At 42.5% G+C, this 20,801-nt stretch carries 17 protein-coding genes; 6 read left to right on the top strand and 11 right to left on the bottom strand.

The genetic code is table 11. The features are described from left to right. Nucleotides 1-259 precede the first annotated feature (259 nt). From QUF73_21505 to QUF73_21490, 4 genes are all read right to left on the bottom strand, one after another. Nucleotides 260-904: an SDR family oxidoreductase gene (locus tag QUF73_21505; protein MDM5228704.1), complete on the bottom strand. Its 645-nt coding sequence runs from the start codon at nucleotides 902-904 to the stop codon at nucleotides 260-262. Nucleotides 905-975: 71 nt separating this feature from the next. Further along, nucleotides 976-1,590: a protein kinase family protein gene (locus QUF73_21500; protein ID MDM5228703.1), complete on the bottom strand. Its 615-nt coding sequence runs from the start codon at nucleotides 1,588-1,590 to the stop codon at nucleotides 976-978. Nucleotides 1,591-1,887: 297 nt separating this feature from the next. Beyond that, on the bottom strand, nucleotides 1,888-4,263 hold the full coding sequence (locus tag QUF73_21495; GenBank protein ID MDM5228702.1) for a M14 family zinc carboxypeptidase: 2,376 nt from the start codon (nucleotides 4,261-4,263) through the stop codon (nucleotides 1,888-1,890). Between the two features lie 146 nt (nucleotides 4,264-4,409). After that, entirely contained in the window at nucleotides 4,410-6,227 is a 1,818-nt protein-coding gene (locus QUF73_21490; protein MDM5228701.1) for a Xaa-Pro dipeptidyl-peptidase, read from the bottom strand. A gap of 329 nt (nucleotides 6,228-6,556) precedes the next feature. Here QUF73_21490 and QUF73_21485 point away from each other — a divergent pair, with 329 nt between their 5' ends. From QUF73_21485 to QUF73_21475, 3 genes are all read left to right on the top strand, one after another. Beyond that, on the top strand, nucleotides 6,557-7,915 hold the full coding sequence (locus QUF73_21485) for a DUF4910 domain-containing protein (GenBank protein MDM5228700.1): 1,359 nt from the start codon (nucleotides 6,557-6,559) through the stop codon (nucleotides 7,913-7,915). Between the two features lie 253 nt (nucleotides 7,916-8,168). After that, the gene (locus QUF73_21480; GenBank protein ID MDM5228699.1) at nucleotides 8,169-8,318 is read left to right on the top strand and encodes a hypothetical protein; all 150 of its coding nucleotides are present in this window, start codon (nucleotides 8,169-8,171) and stop codon (nucleotides 8,316-8,318) included. Nucleotides 8,319-8,414: 96 nt separating this feature from the next. Next, nucleotides 8,415-9,407: a potassium channel family protein gene (locus tag QUF73_21475; protein ID MDM5228698.1), complete on the top strand. Its 993-nt coding sequence runs from the start codon at nucleotides 8,415-8,417 to the stop codon at nucleotides 9,405-9,407. Here the strand turns inward: QUF73_21475 and QUF73_21470 are convergent. Further along, on the bottom strand, nucleotides 9,404-9,811 hold the full coding sequence (locus tag QUF73_21470; GenBank protein ID MDM5228697.1) for a YugN-like family protein: 408 nt from the start codon (nucleotides 9,809-9,811) through the stop codon (nucleotides 9,404-9,406). The two genes, QUF73_21475 and QUF73_21470, sit on opposite strands and share 4 nt — an antisense overlap. Nucleotides 9,812-10,176: 365 nt before the next feature. Here QUF73_21470 and QUF73_21465 point away from each other — a divergent pair, with 365 nt between their 5' ends. Continuing rightward, nucleotides 10,177-11,130 carry a nuclease-related domain-containing protein gene (locus QUF73_21465; GenBank protein ID MDM5228696.1) on the top strand — a complete coding sequence of 318 codons (954 nt, stop codon included), beginning with the start codon at nucleotides 10,177-10,179 and terminating at the stop codon, nucleotides 11,128-11,130. 35 nt (nucleotides 11,131-11,165) lie between these two features. On the opposite strand, the gene QUF73_21460 is transcribed toward QUF73_21465, so the two are convergent. After that, nucleotides 11,166-12,515, bottom strand: coding sequence for a glucose-6-phosphate isomerase (locus tag QUF73_21460; GenBank protein MDM5228695.1), 1,350 nt, complete (start codon nucleotides 12,513-12,515; stop codon nucleotides 11,166-11,168). 214 nt (nucleotides 12,516-12,729) lie between these two features. Continuing rightward, on the bottom strand, nucleotides 12,730-13,893 hold the full coding sequence (locus QUF73_21455) for an iron-containing alcohol dehydrogenase (protein MDM5228694.1): 1,164 nt from the start codon (nucleotides 13,891-13,893) through the stop codon (nucleotides 12,730-12,732). 198 nt (nucleotides 13,894-14,091) lie between these two features. On the opposite strand from QUF73_21455, the gene QUF73_21450 reads away from it, so the two are divergent. After that, a complete protein-coding gene (locus QUF73_21450; GenBank protein MDM5228693.1) occupies nucleotides 14,092-14,325 on the top strand; it encodes a DUF378 domain-containing protein in 234 nt (77 codons plus the stop codon). Nucleotides 14,326-14,402: 77 nt separating this feature from the next. On the opposite strand, the gene QUF73_21445 is transcribed toward QUF73_21450, so the two are convergent. From QUF73_21445 to pruA, 3 genes are all read right to left on the bottom strand, one after another. Further along, nucleotides 14,403-15,647: a Glu/Leu/Phe/Val dehydrogenase gene (locus tag QUF73_21445; GenBank protein MDM5228692.1), complete on the bottom strand. Its 1,245-nt coding sequence runs from the start codon at nucleotides 15,645-15,647 to the stop codon at nucleotides 14,403-14,405. Between the two features lie 150 nt (nucleotides 15,648-15,797). Beyond that, nucleotides 15,798-16,997, bottom strand: a complete 1,200-nt coding sequence (locus QUF73_21440) for an ornithine--oxo-acid transaminase (GenBank protein MDM5228691.1) — start codon at nucleotides 16,995-16,997, stop codon at nucleotides 15,798-15,800. A gap of 121 nt (nucleotides 16,998-17,118) precedes the next feature. After that, a complete protein-coding gene (gene pruA / locus QUF73_21435; protein ID MDM5228690.1) occupies nucleotides 17,119-18,666 on the bottom strand; it encodes an L-glutamate gamma-semialdehyde dehydrogenase in 1,548 nt (515 codons plus the stop codon). A 218-nt stretch (nucleotides 18,667-18,884) separates the two neighbouring features. On the opposite strand from pruA, the gene QUF73_21430 reads away from it, so the two are divergent. After that, the gene (locus QUF73_21430; GenBank protein ID MDM5228689.1) at nucleotides 18,885-20,309 is read left to right on the top strand and encodes a sigma 54-interacting transcriptional regulator; all 1,425 of its coding nucleotides are present in this window, start codon (nucleotides 18,885-18,887) and stop codon (nucleotides 20,307-20,309) included. Nucleotides 20,310-20,435: 126 nt separating this feature from the next. Here QUF73_21430 and QUF73_21425 read toward each other — a convergent pair whose 3' ends face one another. Beyond that, nucleotides 20,436-20,801 (bottom strand): group 1 truncated hemoglobin, encoded by a 366-nt coding sequence (locus QUF73_21425; protein ID MDM5228688.1) that lies wholly within the window; start codon nucleotides 20,799-20,801, stop codon nucleotides 20,436-20,438.

The raw sequence follows: 20,801 nt of genomic DNA, 5'->3' as shown, positions 1-20,801 counted from the left end.
AATTCCTTTTACAGCTTCCTATTCCCTTTTGAGAAGGAATTAAAACGAAAATGACATTGGAATTTGCCAATGCCTGTTTTGCTAATCGTTTAACTTATATGTGTTTTGGCGTATAAGCAGCCCATCATCCAATATAATTTTACCCTTCTCCTATCCTTTGGGCAGATACTTGTGTCTACTAATTTAATCTTCTCTAAGCGGCACAATATATACTTAGTTTTGCCAATAAAAAACCCGGTGCATACACACCGGGCAAGAGTTATAAATTATTCACTGCTGTTTCAGTATCTTCATCGCCTGATACCAGATCGAATGCGCGCTTATTGGTATTTTCTTTATCCAGCACAGCATAAAGGGTTTTAGCCACATCCTCACGGGGAATGAAGCCACGCTCCAAATTTTCTGCTGCTTTGATTTTGCCGGTTCCCGCTTCATTTGTCAGGCCGCCTGGACGAACGATTGTGTAATTCAAGCTGCTGTTTTCCAGAATCCTGTCGGCATAATGCTTTGCAGCGTAATAAGGCTTGATCGTATCACTCCACTTATCGCGATTATTCGCCTGTATGGCGCTGACCATTACAAACCGGTCCACACCAGCCTTCTCCGCCGCTTCTATTGTTTTTACCGCACCATCTAGGTCAATCAGCAGAGTTTTGTCATAGCCGGTATTTCCGCCTGAACCTGCAGTAAACACAATTGCATCGCAGCCATTGGCTGCTTCAGCCAATTCATCAACTGTTCCTTCAAGGCTTGCGACTGCCGTCTCAATACCCATATCCTCAAACTGCCGGGCCTGCTCTTCTTTTTTGATCATTGCTCTTGCTGTATGTTTATCGCCTTCTTTAATAAGCTTTACCAGCTGCTTTCCGATTTGTCCGTTTGCTCCAACAATAAGAACTTTCAAGAATACCTGCCCCTTTCTGTTTTTGTGGTCTTAATTATTTCAAAAGAAAATAGCGATATCAAATGAACTGTTTAGGACCCCATACGGACAATCCGCTTTTTATAAAGAGCCGCAATTGTGTTCATGATTAATACAGGGATCTTCTTTGGAAAATATCTTTTTCTGTAAAATTTATAAAATGCATGCTTTAAGTCGTCCCACTGCGTACAATTCTTCGTTTGTTTAAATCGTGCAACATCAATGATTTTAATATGGTCACCCTCTGTAAGAATAATGTTGCGCAGGTGGATATCCGAAGGGTTAAGCCCTCTTTCCCTTGCCAGCTTTAAAGCCTCATCTATTTGCCTGATTTTCTCCTCTTCTATCGGGACTCCTTTTGCGAGACATTCAAACAAAGTCAGCCCCTGTACATAATCAATTACAATATAGTTATCTCCAGAGCCGTATAAAGAGGGATAGTACGGATGGTCAGGCAGCGCCCTGTATATCTCCGCCTCTTCCCTGGCCGTTCTTTTAAACTCCGGAAAAAATACTTTTAATACAAGATTGGTTTCTTTTATCCTAAAAGCAAATGCACTTCTCCCTGCTCCTATAAATTCCAGACTGTCGTCCTTCTCAATAAGTCTGGTCCAATTAAGGCTTCTGGAAAATTTCACACTGTCTGCAAGCTGCTGATATGGTTTCATCATTAAACCTCCCTTTTCCAAACTCTTCCTGAAAAATAAAAGGCACTGAACCATTTATTGGTCTCAGTGCCTTTTAAACAAAAGAGACCTTACCAAATAAATGGTAAAGGTCTCGCAAGCAACGTTGTGTTGCCAGTAAAGCCGGAGATTCATCATCTCGTATTGACGACTCTACTTAACAGCTACTCCCCTTCAGGAAGAATCCGAACTATTTTGTTAACTTAATTATATGATTTAATAATCCATTAGTCAAACGATACGTTCCTGGAAACTGAGTGGATACTCCCTAAACGGCTTTTACTTTTCAAAAATAGAATTTGAAAGCAATCGGAAAAGGTAATCAGTATGATCACGGAAGCCGGCTTCAATGCCAATTAGTGTAACATCCTTATCCTGCTCTTTCACCATGATGGCCTGGCCCTGTGCAGCACTGCGATTTTTCCAGTGTCCTGCTACGAAGAAGTCTTCCTCATCAGCAATGGCTGCAAGCACTTCATCATTCTCTGTGCCTGTATACCAGACTGGACGGTAGACAAATCCAAGATCATCCCCACTGTATCCTGCTGATGCACCGGTTCCTTTATAATCTACCTTAATGATTCCGTTGCTGTTGGATCCGCCAGTATTGATCATATCATCTGTCAGGCCCAGAGTCTTTGTTGCACGGGAAGCACCGGCACCAACAGCTATATATTTTCCGCCTTCAGAAACGAACCTTTCCACATTTGCTTTAAATGCAGCCAGTTCTTCCTGGCTTTTAAGGCCGAATTCTTTGTTGGCATTACTCAAATTCAGAGAAATTAAATTTTCCGTTCCGCTGTAAACAAAGACATCATGGGAAGCAAGGCCGTTATTAGCGACTTCTGATGGAGACAATTCAGTCACACTAAATCCCAGTCTCTTAAGAGCCAGTTTGGTGCCAGAGTGTGATTGCGCTTTGTTCATCCCTCCATCCTTTAATATGGCTACACTCACTTTGTTAATTGCCTTTGCGTCTGCAGGCACTTTTCCTGACAATATATTTAGGCCGGAATCCTTAACGGCTGATGAAAAAACATTGGCTGATCCTTCAGCATAGAAGTTTCCTTCACTGTCGCGTTTAACCATGACCCCCTGCTCAAGAAGTCCGTTCACAAGCTGAACAGCTTTCACTGAGCTGTTCGGTATGATAAATGGCCCGTTTCCGCTAAGTGAACCCTGTTCTTTTACATTATTTATCTTTGTTACTGATGCCTTTACATCTTGTTGAACAGAGATTGCTTCAAAGCCCCATAGCTCCGGAAGACTCCAGGCAGAAATATCATACATGGCCGGTGTATCATCTGTTATATCCTCGCCATCCCACAGCATGGTGTTTGCCAGACCTGCCTTTGCCTGATCCATTGGAACGATGTAAGTGCCCTTTGGATATGACTTGCCATCTGCTGCAAATGCTTTTGACGCCTGAACAACCTCGATATCATTCTTAATTAAATGATTAACTGCCTTATTTACAGCGGTTGGATCTTCCTCATTCACTGGAAGAACATATGCTTTCGGGAAATAGCCTTCTTCATGAAAAGGATGATCAAAATTAATGCCGCGCTTGAACATTTCAATTTGATCTGCAATCATTTCTTCCTTGTTATCGGTTGAGTATTTCAGTGCTCCCATAATGGCATTGTACATCCAGCGCACGCCGTCCTCGTCATTTGTCGGAGCTTCAAGCGTATGGCCATAAGCACCATGGTACATGGCATACATCGGTGTGAAAATTGGCGGGTAATCATCCCATCCAGCGGAATCATCCCGCTGCGGAATATATGCGCCATTCATTTCTTTATACAGGGTGCCTGTGTAAAGAGCCTTGTCCTTCATAATTTCAGCTTCCATCGCTTCTGCCTGATGATTAGCCCATTTTTGATATAAATCATATTCATAGTTAGGATTATGCGGAGGTGTACAAGGTTCAATCAAACCCTGTTTGTTTGGTGCATAATTTTTCACATAACCGTGAGTATCCAGGAAAACCATCGGATTCCACTCTTTAATAAGAGAGACGGTTTCTTGCGTTTCCGGCTGTGATTGCGTGATAAAATCACGGTTCAAATCAATTCCTTCCCCATTAAAACGGGTCGCATCCACCCGGCCATCAGGATTCTGGACCACATTGAAAATAAGGATGTTATTGCCCAGAATCTCCTTTGTATCCTTGTCATTCTGTGTGGCAAAACGTTCAATCAGCTGCATCACTGCATCGCTTCCCACAAACTCCGTTCCATGAATCGATCCATTGATCATGATTGGCACTTTAAAATCCGGGTTATTCGCAATCCAATTCTGGGCTTTCTCCGGGTTTTTGAACATTTGTTTTCTTAAGGCCTGAATCTTACCGAACTTGCCCTGTGCACCCGGATCTGCAATAGTCACGACATATAGAGGATATCCATCCGCGGAAGTACCTTTTACCTCCACCTTCACTCTATTAGACTGTTTTTCAATTTCTGCAAGTTTGGTCCCTATTACTGAGAATTTCATAAAATCATAGTTCTCACTATTGAATAAACTTCCGTCCATTTCCTCTGATACATTAACATTGATCCACTTGGGGCTGATCGCATGAGCAGCACTTAAAGGAACAGATGCCAAAATGCCCGCTGCCAAAATGCCTGATAAAGCTTTCTTTTTATTCATTATGTACCTCCAGATGCATTAGTTTGTATATTTATGAGATAGAATTTATTTTAATTCAATTCGTTTAATTGTGGCAATGCTACTTTTTTCCTAAAATAGTCTATTAAAAAGAAAAGAGGGACCAAGAAATGATCCCTTTTATTTACCTATTTAAATGCTTTAACTCCACCTTGCAGAGGAAGCACTATATGGCTTCTTTCCGGATCTATGGTTATCTTCGTGCCTGCCTTTGGTCTAATAGTATAGTTATAATCACTAGATAGAACGACGACCCCCAGACGATCACCTTCTTTAAATACATAATCATCAGGCTGCATATCCCATGTAAAAGTATATTCACGGTCCGGTGTGAGCCCTGAAGATCTATTTTCACTGTGAATGTTTTGCGGATCCATCCACCCTCTAGTAACAATTTCCGGTTTTCCTTCCCCATATTTAACAAGGAGGGCTGTTAAGTTGGCTGTTTTCCGGTCAATTCCAGCCCGAATTTGAATTTCCGGGGTTCCGCTCATGCGAATATCTTTTTCTAAAGGCGGAGTCAAATAGACGAGCCTATTAGCTAATGAAGCATCAGGATCCATAGCCAATTCTTCAGCCTTGATTGTGGCATCATCCACAAAATGCTGATCCTCCTTATTCTTGTTCGGTACAGGCTGCAGTTCTAAGCTGCCGCCTCCATCGGAAGCCGGCTTAAAATGCAATTTTGCGTCAGAGGTTCCCTCAGCTGGCCAGTTTGCCTCTGTATGCCATGTCTTATCCTCCCTCTGGATGTCAACCATTGGTTCATCCATGACATCATTTTTAATATCATATAGCCAGTAATCAAACCATTTATTTAAAGCAGGGAGCCATACATCGCGTCTGAAGCTGTAGGGGCTGGAATGGCCGCCTTGATGAAGCCACATTTTTCTGGGAACATCATTCTCGCCAAGCGCTTGCCACCAATCTGAAAAATGCTTTGTTTTAACATTCCAGTCATTTAACCCATGGACAATAAAGACACTTGCTTCAACCTGATCAGCATCCTTTGTATAATCTCTTTTACTCCAGAATTCATTGAAATCCCCGTTTTCCCTGTCCTGGCCTTCCGTTAATCCTTTGATCATATTGCTGCACGCTTCAGGGTTTTGCCTAGTTAAAATGGCTTCAGCCATATTATCCGCATCTTCACCTTGATATCCGCCTGGCGCAATCACAGCACCGTTTGAACGATAATAGTCATACCAGCTGCTAATTGCAGCAATTGGCACAATCGTTTTCAGGCCTTCAACTCCAGTTGAAGCAACGGCATTGGGAAGTGTTCCATTGTAAGAAACCCCTGTCATCCCCACATTTCCTGTTGACCAATCAGCTTGTATTTCCTGTCCCTCTGCATTAAAAGCTTTTGCTCTTCCATTCAGCCAATCAATTACTGCACGTGTTCCGAGTATCTCATGCTCATCTCCGGTTGTAGGACAGCCGTCAGATAGGCCAGTCCCAACACTTTCTGCAAGAACAACAGCGTAGCCTCTTGGTACAAAATAGTCATCATAATATCCTGGGAGATTTGCCTGCGGTTTTCCTTTTTCACCTTTATTGTTCCCTTTCTTTTGCACAGAGTTCAGTTCTACATCCACATCATAGACCGGGACACCCTTAATTCCAGAACGGTAAGGACTCATTTCATAAATAACAGGAACCTTTAAACCTTCCTCTGTTTCCTTTGGCCTGATAATATCAGCACGTACCCGATCCAGCTTTCCATCCCCATCACTGTCAGTTGCTGTTTCAACAAATACTCTTTCGACAATGGCATCATCCAGAGAAAAAATGGGCTGTGTCATGCCATTTTCGACTTTAATCTGAGATTCAGCCGAGGCCATGCTGCTTTGGCTGTCTATACCTGCTGCAGGCAATGCCCCTCCGGCAATTAGCGGGAAAGCGATAGCTGAGGTTATGAGCACTTTTAATGCAGCTTTTTTCATAAAAATCCCCCTATACAAATAGATGTTATAATTTTCAGAATAAATTAAAACTGCGTAAGTTTCGATAGTCGAAAGACCTATATTTTTCAAGGTAAATTTGATAACAATTCATTGGTCTCCTCCAAAGGTCATGAAATAACATGGGTGTTGTTCTGATTCGGTACTTTAAATCTACCATTTTTTACAATTCAGAAAGGTAAAGTCTTCCTTTTCTCACACATCTGAAAAATCTGCTAGTCTAATAGAATCGTTTTAACTCTTTATTAAAGGAAGGGGAGCTATGTAAGCGAATACATATAGCTGGATTACTAGTCGAGGAGGAATAAAAGATGAAAGTTGGAAAGAAAGCTTCTTCAATTATGCTTGCAGCCGTTCTGACAGCTTCAAGTTTGTATGCAGTGCCTGTTCAAATTGTGCCGACTGCTGAAGCAGCACAAAGCAAAGCTGGAGATCCTGGCTCCAAAGCATTTGATCAGAAGGTCATTGCAAGGGTAGATGCAGCCCGCATGATGGAGGATGTCAGCTATTTATCTGAAACCATAGGGCCGCGGGTTGCAGGAACAGTAGCAGAAAAGCAGTCAGCTGATTTTATCCGCAAACGCCTTGAGTCCTATGGCTACACAGTAGAAACACAAGAGTTCAGCATACCGGATAAAATGGCTGGAGATTTGCACACTAGTGATCTGAAGGAGGTTCTTATAACCATTCCTTCCGGATCAGGATCAACGCCTGATGAAGGAATTACCTCTGAATTATATGATGCTGGATTAGGCAGGGCAGCTGATTTTACAGAGGAAGCATCAGGGAAAATAGCACTCATTTCACGTGGAGAAATTCCTTTCTCGGAAAAAGTTACAAACGCAGTGAATGCCGGTGCTGCGGGGGTTCTAATTTACAACAATGCGGATCAGCCAGCACCCATGAATCCCTCAATTGGGGGCCCATATGACATTCCGGTGGGAAGTATAACGAAGGCAAGCGGAGAAGCACTCCTTCAAGATGTTGAAGCACAAAACAAAACAGTAACGCTTACTGTAAAGAGTTTTAAAAACATAAAATCGCAAAATATTATTGCCACCAAGCACCCTATGCCCAATAAAGGCGGGGAAACTGACATTGTCCACATTTCTGCACATTTCGATAGTGTACCATTTGCTCCGGGGGCTAGTGATAACGCATCCGGTACTGCTGTTGCCTTAGAGCTGGCTAGAGTCCTGAAAAGCTATCCTGCTGACAAAGAATTGCGATTTGCATTTGTAGGTGCAGAAGAAATTGGTCTTCTTGGTTCTGAGTATTATGTCAGCCAGCTGAGCAGCAATGAAATAGAGCGAAGCATCGCAAATTTCAATATGGATATGGTAGGCACAGCATGGGAAAATGCAACTGCGATTTACATGAATACCCTTGATGGCCAGGCAAATATCGTAACAGAAACTGCTCTTGCCACAGCCGGGCGGATTGGCACCCCATCTGAGCTGGTTGTTTATCAGCGCGGAGCTTCCGACCATGTTTCTTTTCATGATGCAGGCATCCCGGCTGTTAACTTTATCAGACGAGAACCTGCCACTGCCAATCTTGAACCGTATTACCATACACCACTTGATTCCATCGAGCACATTAGTGCCGAGCGGATGAAAGAAGCCGGTGATCTGATAGGCGCTTCGGTTTACAGCTTAATTCGAAAATAGAATTGACTTTAAGAATCCCCGAATTTTCCCCGGGGATATTTTTTCGTTTTTTTTACTTTCCAGCTATTTAGTATAAACGATGTGTTTACGCGCAAAATATGAGGGTAAACTATATTCGTTCTAAATTTCATGTTCAAATTATAAGGGATTTACCGTTTAAATGGAAAAGAAATCGGGTAACATAATTGTAATATTATAAAGGAATTTACTATCTGCCCGATAGTCCTATATATCCCTAAAGGAGGGAGTCATCATGGATTTTGAACACGAGGCTGTCATACTAAAAAGAGAACTCTCCCTTCTCATGGATGAATATGAAAGGTGCGAGATTGACTACGTGAAAAATGAAATATCAAAGGATATTCAACTGCTGAGCCGTGCAATAGACGATATACTTAATTAAAAGTATATGCTGGCATGGCTTTTTTTTATATTCTGTGCAGCTGACAATTTTTAGAAGTCAGCTGCTGAAACCTTTTGTAAATTAGGAGGGTAATTTATGCCTCAGCACATCTATTACAGTTTCATACGTCTGCCCTTAGTAATCAGAATTCTGCTGATTGCCCTGATGGTGATCTTTCTTTTTGGCGGATTAATACATATTATTGAGCCCTCCTCCTTTCCGACATTTTTCGATGGAATCTGGTGGGCGGTTGTAACCGCTTCAACTGTCGGTTTTGGAGATTTTTATCCAAAAAGTACTGCGGGGCGAATAGTGGGCATTGCGCTTATTTTTACAGGAGCGGGCTTTCTGTCTACCTATTTTATTTCACTTGCAACAGCAGCAGTTACCAGGCAGAATGACTTCCTGGAAGGGAAAATCGAATATCGCGGCCAAAACCATATTGTTGTTATCGGATGGAACGAACGCTCAAGAGAAATTGTTAATACCCTTGGGGGTGATGGGATGAACCATTCCATTGCTTTAATAGATGAAACTCTAAAGTCAAACCCTGTTCCCCACAATAATGTACATTTTATTCAGGGACGCGCTAACAGAGATGATGTCCTCATGAAGGCAAATATATTTGATGCCCAAAAAGTAATCATAACAGCTGATCAGAACAAAGATGAACTGCATGCAGACATGAATTCAATTTTAACTCTATTGGCAATCAAAGGATTGAACCGGGATGTTCAATGCATCGTTGAAATATTAACTTCAGAACAGGCAGCCAACGCCAAAAGGGCGGGAGCTGATGAAATTGTTCAGACGAATGTTCTTACGAGCTTTGTTATGATCAACAGCGTTTCTTCCCAGGAGCTTGTTACTTCATTTCTTGATTTGCTGGGACAGCTTGATAAACGCAAATTAACTTTTCAGCCTGCATCAGAAGATGTAGAAAATAAGACTTTTGCTGAGCTTAGTGCCGAGCTGATGAAAGAAGGCATTTTGCTTTTAGGTGTTAAAAGAGGGGAAGAAACTCTAGTTAATCCTCCCCAGCCTTTTAAAATTCTTCAGCAGGATCAGCTGATTGTTATACTCGGTTAATCTCTTAATAATATGGACTCCAGCTCTTCAACAAGCGCTTTGCCGAGATCAATAAATTCTTCCGGAAAACTGGCGTCCTTATCCACAGGCTCCGAGAATTGGTCGAAGGAGGCGCTGAAATTCCCTGTATAGGCGTGGTCATCCAGGCCGCGCTGGTACTTATGGGAAAGCAGAAACGGCCTGCCTATTTCCACCGTACAGCTTGGATCATCAAGCTGCCCATCAATTGCCTTGAATGGGACCCTTAAATACTGGTACCCCACCTCATCATCAATTTTATAATCAAAAGACCCGTGATCATAATCCCAGTTCCCGCCAACCGAATATCCAATCGGCTTTAGATCCTGCTCCAGCTTATATAAATCAAAATGCTTCCCTTCCACTTTTGAAGGTATCTCAATCACTGAATCCATCCCCTTTTACGCTTTTTGCTTAGTTTCTCCAAAGTAAGGGATATCATGAATGCGATTTCCGAAGATTACGTTAAGGAATTGGATATTTCGCGGATATAATTAGTTTTCGCGATTATCTGTAGAAATTCGCGGATATAATTTAGTTTTCGCGATTATCTGTAGAAATTCGCGGATATAATTTAGTTTTCGCGATTATCTGTAGAAATTCGCGGATATATCCGTTTTTTCGCGGAAATATGGAAAATCTCGCGGAATTATTAAAATTTTTTCGGTTAAGTGCCATTTTCGTCTTTAGAAAGGAGGAATTCCATTCTTAAAAGCGGAATTATTATTACTTAGAAAGGAGTGAAATCTATTTGATATTTAAAAATCGTTTAATACCTATCAGAATCCGACAAAATGAGGCCCTAATTAGGCGAATCTCAGCAGCTCATCCACAGAGATCAACTATAGAAGGTGATTTAGCTAAAAGAAAAGCTGGTTATCGAGGGGAACAGTCGCTGGATTATTATTTAAGTCAACTCCCTGCTAAAGAATTTACTATCCTGCATGATTTAAGGCTTTATAATGGAAGCACTTATTTCCAAATTGATACCCTCATTCTTTCTCCATACTTCGCTTTAATTATTGAAGTGAAAAATATCCTTGGAACCCTTCTTTTCGATGAGACCTTTAATCAGTTGATAAGAACCCGAAATGAAAAAGAAGAAGGCTTTCCTAATCCTCTTATTCAAGTCAAACGCCAGAAAACACAATTTAAGACCTGGTTAATCCAAAACTTAGCAGCCGATATACCAATAGAATATCTAATTGGCATAAGTAGCCCCTCTACTATCCTGAAAACTTCTGCAAATAGCTCAAATGTCCCATTTCGCGTTATTCACATTGAAAACCTTATTTACAAAATTAAGTTCTTTAAACAAAGTTATCCAATAGAAGTTATTACATCTCGACAGATTAAAAAGATTTCGAGGGCACTGGTTATAAACCATGTTCCTGGATTTTTAAATGTCTTGGACCATTATAATATCTCTTCTCAAGAAATTATTGCAGGTGTTCAATGTCCAAGCTGTCTTATTTTTCCCATGCGACGTATCCATGGAGATTGGCTGTGCCCCAAGTGCGGGTGTAAAGATAAGAAAGCTCATCTGCCTGCTATCCAAGATTATCTTCTTCTGATTAGTCCTACTATATCAAATAAGCAAGCCAGGGCCTTCCTTCATTTAGCTTCAGAGGATACTGCATCTCGACTTCTGTCTGCAATGCCCAGTTCAGGCACTAAAAAAGGCAGAATATATTTTCTCCAATAAAAAAACGTCCACCCGCAGGCAGACGCTTCTCGCTATTACTTCAATCTCTTTTCAAGTTCAGCTTTTTTCTCTTCAAATCCCGGTTTTCCTAATAGGGCGAACATGTTCACTTTGTATGCTTCAACACCAGGCTGGTCGAACGGATTCACTCCCAACAGGTAGCCGCTCATTGCACATGCTTTTTCAAAGAAGTAAACCAGATAGCCAAATGTATAGGCATCCATTTTTGGAATGGAAACGATCAGGTTTGGCACTCCTCCGTCTGTGTGTGCAAGCATTGTCCCTTCAAAAGCTTTGTTATTAACAAAGTCGACAGTCTCACCCGCAAGATAGTTTAGGCCATCAAGATCATTCTCTGCTTCTTCAATGGTAAGCTCATGACGTGATTCTTCCACCTTGATAACCGTTTCAAAAAGGTCCCGGCGGCCTTCCTGCACATACTGGCCTAATGAATGAAGATCAGTGGAGAAGTTTGCTGATGAAGGGAAAATTCCTTTCTGGTCTTTTCCTTCACTTTCACCGAACAGCTGCTTCCACCACTCTGCAAAATATTGAAGTCCTGGTTCATAGTTAATCAGCATTTCAATCGTTTTGCCTTTGTTATAGAGAACATTGCGGACAGCAGCGTACTGGTATGCTGCGTTCTCCTGAAGCTCAGATTTGCTGAAGTCTTCGCGTGCCTGTGCAGCACCGCTCATCATATCTTCAATGTTTGCACCGCTGACGGCAATTGGCAAAAGACCTACTGCTGTAAGGACAGAATAACGTCCACCGACATCATCCGGAATAATAAATGACTCATAGCCTTCTTCTGTCGCAAGAGTCTTCAAAGCACCTCTTGCTTTGTCGGTTGTAGCATAGATTCGTTTACGTGCTTCTTCCACACCATATTTTTCTTCCAGCATTTTGCGGAAAATACGGAAAGCCAATGCAGGCTCAGTTGTTGTGCCTGATTTGGAGATAACATTGATGGACCACTCTTTGCCGTCAAGAAGGTCCATTAAATCCTTCATATAAGCGGAACTAATATTGTTGCCCGCAAATAATACCTGCGGAGTGCCGCGCTTTTCTTTTGGAAGTGCATTATAGAAGCTGTGCTGAAGCATTTCAATAGCCGCACGCGCTCCAAGATAGGAACCTCCAATTCCAATGACGATAAGAACATCGGAATCGCTTTTAATTTTCTCAGCCGCTTTTTGAATGCGGGAGAACTCTTCTTTGTCGTAATTTGCAGGCAGATCGATCCAGCCTAAAAAGTCACTGCCAGCTCCAGTTTGTTCATGAAGGGAGTGATGTGCTACCTTCACGGCATCCTGCAGATATGTAATTTCATGTTCGCCAAAAAAAGGAAGTGCTTTTGCGTAATCAAAACGAACGTGTGTCATGAATGTCCTCCAATTTTCCTCAAATTTAAACAGCCTGCAGTAATTCTAGCTGTCATCCTTATACCACTTTAACGAAAGCCTCAAAGTTAATCAAGAATCATCCTCTAATGTAAGCGTGTCCAATTTTGACATATTTTTTACGCACTAATGGTGATTGTCATTTTTCGGCGGAAAATGTAAAAGGACTCTGCTTTAGGCAGAGTCCAGCTTGGTATTATAAAGAAGCGCGGTAGATTGAAACCACGTCATCATGATTTAATTTCGCAAAATTGCCGAATTCTCCGTTGACAGTCGCTTTGTCTGCCATCAATTCGATCTTGCTGTCATCGATATCATAATCAGCCAGGCGTGTAGGTGCACCAATGCTGTTCCAGAATTCACGAAGCCTTTCAATGCCTTCAAGCGCAGTCTCCTCATCTGTTTTCCCTTCCGGATCCACGTTAAATACACGGATAGCAAGCTGCTTAAATCGCTCAGGCTTCACGTTCAGATTATGCTTCATCCAGTTAGGGAACAGAATGGCCAGACCGCCGCCATGAGGAATATCATAAACGGCCGATACAGCATGCTCGATATTATGCGTAGCCCAGTCTCCCCGGTAGCCCATATTCAGAATACCGTTTAATGCCATTGTGCCGGAATAAAGAATGGTCGCACGATGCTCATAGCTTTCAAGGTCTTCAAGGAGCTTAGGAGCTGCTTCCATAATGGTAATCAGCAGCGATTCACACATACGATCCTGAAAATCGGTATTTTCTTCAAGATGGAAATAATGCTCCAGTACATGGGACATCATGTCCACGATTCCATATACCGTCTGATTCCTTGGCACAGTGAATGTATTAACAGGGTCTAGGATTGAAAATTTAGGGAAAGTCACAGGACTGCCCCATCCATATTTTTCATTTGTTTCCCAGTTTGTAATAACAGATCCTGCATTCATTTCAGAACCGGTAGCCGCTAATGTAAGAACGGTTCCAAATGGCAGAGCTTTTACAGCAAATGCTTTCTTGATGACCAGATCCCAGGCATCGCCATCATATTTAGCACCAGCTGCGATAGCCTTTGTGCAGTCGATTACACTCCCGCCGCCAACTGCCAGCAGGAAATCGATGCCTTCAGCTTTACAAATTTCAACGCCTTTGCGGACAGTGGAAATTCTTGGATTAGGCTCAACACCTGATAGTTCAAACACTTCAGCACCAATTTCATGGAGCTGCGCTTTCACTTTATCATATAAACCATTGCGCTTAATGCTTCCACCGCCGTACACAACCAGAACCTTCTTGCCATACTGCGGGATTTCAGTCTGCAATTGGGACAGCTGATCTTTCCCAAAAATTAGTTTAGTCGGATTATAAAAGGTAAAATTTTGCATATCACCATCTCCTTTTCCACATCATTATCTTTCATATTTTCAGCTATTGCAAAGAGTAAGATTCGAAAGGTGAACATTAGAATTCCCGGGTTCTCAGATCATCTTTTTCATTATGGCTCTTAACGTTTATTACAATGAATATTTTTTATTTCCGTGCAGCAACATAATAGTGAACCTATACTACAAGGAGGAAACATCATGAGTGGCATTCAGCGTATTGCACTGGTTCTAACAATTATTGGCGCTATTAACTGGGGTTTAATCGGATTCTTCCAATTTGATCTTGTGGCAGCTATCTTTGGCGGTCAGGATTCAGCCCTTTCAAGAATTATATACGGTCTTGTTGGCATTGCGGGCTTAATCAATCTGGGGCTTCTTTTCAAACCAAATGAAGAAATGGAAAGAGAACCTGAAGCAAGGCCAACCCGTTAATGAATGCAAAAAATCCTTGCACAATTGAGTGCAAGGATTTTTTGTATTGAATCAGTATTTATATACCGTTTACTGAATTAAACCCAGCCTCTGAAGCGGGATGCTTCAGACATTTTTCTGGCGCCGACCATATAAGCTGCAAGGCGCATATTTACTTTTCGCTGCTGTGAAGTCTGGTAAACGTTATCGAAAGCCTGAACAAGCACTTTCTTCAGCTTTTCTGTAACTTCCTCTTCAGTCCAATAGTAACCCTGGTTGTTCTGCACCCATTCGAAATAGGATACGGTTACACCTCCTGAACTGGCTAACACATCAGGAACAAGCAGGATTCCCCGGTCTGAAAGAATTTTTGTAGCCTCAAGAGTGGTTGGGCCATTTGCTGCCTCTACAACGATGGAAGACTTAATATTATGGGCGTTTGCAGCGGTAATCTGATTGGACACAGCCGCAGGAACCAGGATATCGCAATCCAGTTCAAGCAATTCTTCGTTTGTCAATGTGTTATCAAAAAGGGTCGTTACCGTTCCAAAGCTATCGCGTCTATCAAGAAGGTAATCAATATCCAGTCCATTCGGATCATATAGAGCACCATAGGCATCTGAAATGGCGACTACTTTAGCTCCTGCATCATGCATGAATTTTGCCAGGAAGCTTCCTGCATTTCCAAATCCCTGAACAGCCACACGGGCTCCTTTAATGGAAATGCCTCGCTTTTTTGCAGCTTCCTCAATGCAGATCACTACACCCTGTGCAGTTGCCTTTTCCCTTCCTTGCGACCCGCCGAGAACAAGCGGCTTGCCAGTAATGAATCCAGGAGAATCATACTCACGGAGGCGGCTGTATTCATCCATCATCCAGGCCATGATCTGTGAATTCGTATAAACATCCGGAGCAGGTATATCTTTTGTAGGGCCAACGATCTGGCTGATTGCCCTTACATAACCCCGGCTTAAGCGTTCCAGTTCACCCATTGACATGGAACGGGGATCACAAATGATGCCGCCTTTTCCCCCTCCATAAGGAAGATCCACAATTCCGCACTTTAAACTCATCCACATGGATAAAGCTTTTACTTCATCCTCATTTACTTCAGGATGAAAACGGACACCGCCCTTTGTCGGTCCTACCGCATCATTATGCTGTGATCTGTAGCCGGTAAAAATTTTTATCGACCCGTCATCCATCCTTATCGGAATTCTTACCGTGAGCATTCTCAGCGGCTCTTTCAGCAGCTCATACATCTCATCTGCATAGCCGAGCTTGTTCAAAGCCTCCTTGATCACAACTTGGGTTGAAGTAAATAAATTTAAAGACTCTTCCATTTTTTGTTCAGCTTCTTTACCAGCTACTCCTGCAGCTCCCATCATGGCACCTCTTGATTTTAATATTTAGGAAAATTACAGCAATACTCCTTAACCGGAGGCCCTGCATCACAAATTCAGATACAGGGGCCAACTGTCCGTAAATTTGTATTAGCTTAATACTTTATTGATTCTTTCTATTGCCCAATCAAGCTCTTCTTCAGAAATGACTAAAGGCGGAGCAAAACGAATAACCGTGTCATGCGTTTCTTTGCAAAGCAAACCTTGTTCTTTAAGCTCTTCGCAATATTTGCGTGCGGGCTCATTCAGCTCAACACCAATAAATAATCCGCGGCCGCGCACTTCTTTAATGACAGGATTATTAATTTCTTTTAATTTGTTCATAAAATATTCGCCCAGTTTGAGGGAACGTTCTGCAAGCTTTTCTTCAACCAATACGTTCATGGAAGCAACAGATACGGCACAAGCCATTGGATTTCCTCCAAATGTTGAACCATGTGATCCAGGATTAAATACCCCAAGAACATCTTTATTCGCAACCACACATGAAATCGGGAATACTCCTCCTCCAAGTGCTTTCCCTAAAATGTACATGTCAGGATCTACATCTTCCCATTCACATGCAAACATTTTTCCGGAGCGCGCAAGGCCTGCCTGAATTTCATCAGCAATGAATAATACATTGTTCTCCTTACAAGTTTCATATGCTTTTTTCAGGAAGCCTTCCGGAGGAATCACTATTCCAGCTTCACCCTGGATTGGCTCAATTAAGAAAGCTGCCGTGTTCTCAGTGATTGCTTCTTTAAGGGCATCAAGGTCGCCGTACGGAATCAGCTTAATGCCAGGAAGCATAGGTCCGAAACCCCGCTTATATTCTTCTTCAGAAGAAAGCGAAACCGCTGTCATTGTACGGCCATGGAAGTTACCTATACAAGCAATGATCTCTGCCTGGTTATCTGCAGCGCCTTTTACATCATAAGCCCAGCGGCGTGCAGCTTTGATTGCCGTTTCAACTGCTTCTGCACCTGTATTCATTGGCAGGGCCATTTCTTTATTTGTCAGTTCGCAAATCATTTCATACCAAGGTCCCAGCTGATCGTTATGGAAAGCACGGGATGTTAGCGTTACGCGGTCAGCCTGATCCTTCAGCGCCTGAATGATTTTCGGATGGCGGTGCCCCTGGTTTACAGCTGAATAGGCACTTAGCATATCCATGTATTTACTGCCTTCAGGATCTTCCACCCAAACACCTTCCGCTTTTGAAATAACGATTGGAAGCGGGTGATAGTTGTTTGCACCGTATTTTTCAGTTTGTTCGATAAGTGAACGTGATTTTGTCGCTTCAGTCAATTAAAATTCCTCCTTCTTCAGAATAGTCCTTTTTATTGTAACGTTAAGCTATCCTTCTTTAAACTATTTAAGGTTTTAGCATGCACAGCATATGAAATATCCCGTACATGCTTTACAAGTCTTAATACATTTCAGATGTAGTCTTCGCCTGCATGTGCAGAAGAATGTAGTCAGGGCCGCCCGCTTTGGAGTCAGTTCCGGACATGTTGAATCCGCCGAATGGCTGGTATCCAACGATCGCACCTGTACAGCCGCGGTTGAAGTATAGGTTCCCTACATGGAAGTCTTCGCGTGCTTTTTGGATGTGCTCACGGTTCTGCGTGATCACAGCTCCTGTTAAGCCGTACTCCGTGTTGTTGGCGATTTCAAGCGCATGGTCGAAATCTTTTGCCTTTGTGAAGCCAACGACAGGTCCAAAGATTTCTTCCTGCATTAAGCGTGCATCTTCAGCAAGATCAGCGAATACAGTCGGCTTGATGAAGAAGCCTTTCGAGCTGTCTCCTTCTCCGCCTGTCATTAGCTTGCCTTCTTCTTTGCCGATTTCGATGTAGCTCATGATCTTATCAAATGCGCCCTGGTCAATCACTGGGCCCATGTAGTTGCTCTGGTCTTCAGGGTTGCCTTGTGTTAACTCATTCGTTAACTCGACAACACGGTTTAGTACTTGATCGTATACATCTTCTACTACAACCGCACGTGAACATGCAGAGCACTTCTGGCCGGAGAAACCGAAAGCAGAAGCAACGATTGAAGTAGCCGCCAATTCAAGGTCTGCTTCTTTGTCCACAACGATAGTGTCCTTGCCGCCCATTTCAGCGATAACACGCTTCAGCCAGATTTGGCCTTCGTTTAATTTAGAAGCGCGCTCATTGATGCGAAGACCAACGTCGCGTGAACCTGTGAAGGAGATGAAGCGAGTGTCTTTATGATCAACCAAATAGTCGCCCACTTCTGCACCGCTGCCGGGCACGAAGTTTAGCACACCCTTCGGAAGGCCTGCTTCTTCCATCACTTCAACAAATTTCGCAGCCACAACCGGTGTTGTAGAAGCTGGTTTTAAAAGAACAGTGTTTCCTGCCACGATTGCTGCAACCGTTGTGCCGGCCATGATCGCAAGCGGGAAGTTCCAAGGGGAGATGATGATCCCCACTCCCAATGGAATGTAGTCATAACGGTTATATTCGTTCGGACGGCTGTTGACTGGAACACCGTCTTTGATTGTTAAGATTTGGCGTGCATAGTACTCAAGGAAGTCAATGGCTTCCGCAGTATCAGCATCTGCCTCGTTCCAAGGCTTTCCTGCTTCCTTTGTTAAAAGGGCAGAAAATTCATGCTTGCGGCGGCGGATAATCGCAGCAGCTTTGAATAATACATCTGCGCGTGTTTCCGGCTTCACTTTTCTCCATGTTTTGAATGCTTCAACAGCAGCCTGCATCGCTTTTTCCGCAAGCTCGCGGTTTGCCTTTGAAACACGGCCAACTACTTCTTCTTTATTTGAAGGATTGATGGATACGATTTTATCTTCAGTGGAGATTCTCTCTCCGCCAATTAATAAGTCATAGTCCTGCCCCAAATAGCTTTCGACTGTTTTTAATCCCTGTAAGTATGCTTCGCGATTTTCTTCTGTTTTATAATTTGTGAAAGGTTCATGTTTGTACGGCTGTACCATGATTCCATCCCCCTTTAATAAATTCGTTTTTCATCCACCATTTTACAATGCAAGAACTGTGCCAAATATAAAAAGCTGATAAATGACAATTCTTATAAGATCAAAGCAAAATATTTTTGCTCTTTTTGAATTACTAATAGTTTTTAGTGCAAATTTTCATTGCATATATTCAATTAAATATATACTATTGAATAAACTGCCGAGTGAAGGAGACCACAATGAATCACATGGAATTTGAACAGCTCCAGCTAAAAAACAAGATCTTTCAGCGGATATTAGATGAAATTGATGTTGGTGTCCATGTAGTGAATGAGGAAGGAAGAACAACTTACTACAATAAAAAAATGGCTCAAATAGAAGGCATGGATTATGAAGATGTATTGGATAAAAATCTTCTGGATGTGTTTTCTTTCAACCAGGACGAAGACAGCACCTTACTTCAGGCGCTCAAAAATGGCAGCAAAATTAAAAATGCCAAACAAACCTACTTTAACAATAAGGGGCAGGAAATCACCACAATCAATAATACCTTTCCAATTATGGAAGATGGTGAACAGATTGGCGCTATGGAAATCGCACGTGATGTGACCAAGCTTGAAAAGCTGATCAGAGAAAATATGAATAAACGCGGAGACACCCGCTATACTTTCGATAGTATTATTGGGAGCAGCGACGAGATCCATGAAGTGATTGAAGCGAGCAAAAGAGCAACCCGGACAAGTTCTTCTGTCCTGATTATCGGGGAGACCGGCACAGGAAAAGAGCTCTTTGCCCAAAGCATCCATAATGGCAGCAGCCGCTCTTCAAAACCATTCATCTCTCAAAATTGTGCAGCCCTTCCGGACAGTCTGATTGAGGGTCTTCTGTTTGGCACAAAAAAAGGGGCATTTACAGGCTCCATTGAAAGGCCGGGATTGTTTGAACAGGCAAATGGCGGGACTTTGCTGCTGGATGAAATCAATTCACTTAATCCATCCCTGCAGGCAAAGCTATTGAGAGTTTTACAGGAAAAAACAGTCCGCAGGGTCGGTGATACGAAAGACCGGACAGTAGATGTAAGAATTATAGCAACCATTAACGAAGACCCGATTGATGCTATCTCAGAGGATCGTTTGAGAAAAGATTTATATTACAGACTGAGTGTTGTTTCCCTATTCATTCCGCCTCTGCGAAAGAGAAGAAAGGATATCCGGGATCTTGCACAATTTTTCATAGAAAAATACAATCAGCTCTTTGGAATGAATGTAGCGGAAATCGATGAAGAAGTAATGAACAAATTCGAGCAATACGATTGGCCGGGCAATGTACGGGAACTTGAGCATATTATCGAAGGAGCCATGAATCTGATTGATCAGGAAGAAGCCATCAGCTATGTGCATTTGCCTCTTCATTTCCGGAATAAGCCGCAATTCAAGGAGGAGCCGAACGAAACCGGTCATTTGGAGGATTTGCTGATTCAGAAAAACAAGCCTATTAAATCACTTGAACAATATATACAGGAAGCTGAAACCTACTATCTAAAGAAAGTCCTTAAACACCATGGCAATAATATAACCCAGGCCGCAAAATCCCTTGGCATGAGCCGGCAAAACCTGCAATACCGGCTGAGGAAATACGGAGTCAGGAAAGAAACAGCTGATTGATGGTGCTTGAGGATTAGAAGAATAATTGGTTTGCAGATATAATGAATTCTTCGCGGATAAAAAATATTTTTCGCAGTTATAGTCTAATTTCCGCAGATAAAAAACGAAAAGCTCCCCGCGGGGAGCTTATTTGTATAGAATATCGTCCCGAAGCGCTGCAACGCGAGTCAAAGCTTCGTCGATATCCCTCTCACTCACTCCAAAGTGGGCAAGAGCATCATGCAGATGCTTGGCAATCGCATTAAAGTGTTCGGGCTGCAGGTTCATACCCTCATGTGCTTTTGCCATGGAATTGCCTGAATATTGATTAGGACCGCCTAATGCATAGCTGATGAACTTGGATTGATGGCGTTTTTGCTTAATCATATCCGTATGCTCAAAAAATTGATTGACGGTCGGATCCTTTAATACCAGTTCCTCGTAAAAATAATCAACCACCTTTTCAATGGCTTCTCCGCCGCCTACTTTTTCGTAAAGTGTCTGTTCTGCCAT

Source organism: Cytobacillus sp. NJ13 (genome assembly GCA_030348385.1).
GTDB lineage: Bacteria > Bacillota > Bacilli > Bacillales > Cytobacillaceae > Cytobacillus.
The sequence above is the reverse complement of the archived record's forward strand: the minus strand, read 5'-3'. Positions and strand labels throughout refer to the sequence as shown.

Coding starts and splice junctions, on each gene's coding strand:
- QUF73_21500 (MDM5228703.1), bottom strand. CDS start 1,590: ATGAAACCATATCAGCAGCTTGCAGACAGTGTGAAATTTTCCAGAAGC.
- QUF73_21495 (MDM5228702.1), bottom strand. CDS start 4,263: ATGAATAAAAAGAAAGCTTTATCAGGCATTTTGGCAGCGGGCATTTTG.
- QUF73_21490 (MDM5228701.1), bottom strand. CDS start 6,227: ATGAAAAAAGCTGCATTAAAAGTGCTCATAACCTCAGCTATCGCTTTC.
- QUF73_21485 (MDM5228700.1), top strand. CDS start 6,557: ATGAAAGTTGGAAAGAAAGCTTCTTCAATTATGCTTGCAGCCGTTCTG.
- QUF73_21480 (MDM5228699.1), top strand. CDS start 8,169: ATGGATTTTGAACACGAGGCTGTCATACTAAAAAGAGAACTCTCCCTT.
- QUF73_21475 (MDM5228698.1), top strand. CDS start 8,415: ATGCCTCAGCACATCTATTACAGTTTCATACGTCTGCCCTTAGTAATC.
- QUF73_21460 (MDM5228695.1), bottom strand. CDS start 12,515: ATGACACACGTTCGTTTTGATTACGCAAAAGCACTTCCTTTTTTTGGC.
- QUF73_21455 (MDM5228694.1), bottom strand. CDS start 13,893: ATGCAAAATTTTACCTTTTATAATCCGACTAAACTAATTTTTGGGAAA.
- QUF73_21450 (MDM5228693.1), top strand. CDS start 14,092: ATGAGTGGCATTCAGCGTATTGCACTGGTTCTAACAATTATTGGCGCT.
- QUF73_21445 (MDM5228692.1), bottom strand. CDS start 15,647: ATGGAAGAGTCTTTAAATTTATTTACTTCAACCCAAGTTGTGATCAAG.
- pruA (MDM5228690.1), bottom strand. CDS start 18,666: ATGGTACAGCCGTACAAACATGAACCTTTCACAAATTATAAAACAGAA.
- QUF73_21430 (MDM5228689.1), top strand. CDS start 18,885: ATGAATCACATGGAATTTGAACAGCTCCAGCTAAAAAACAAGATCTTT.
- QUF73_21425 (MDM5228688.1), bottom strand. CDS start 20,801: ATGGCAGAACAGACACTTTACGAAAAAGTAGGCGGCGGAGAAGCCATT.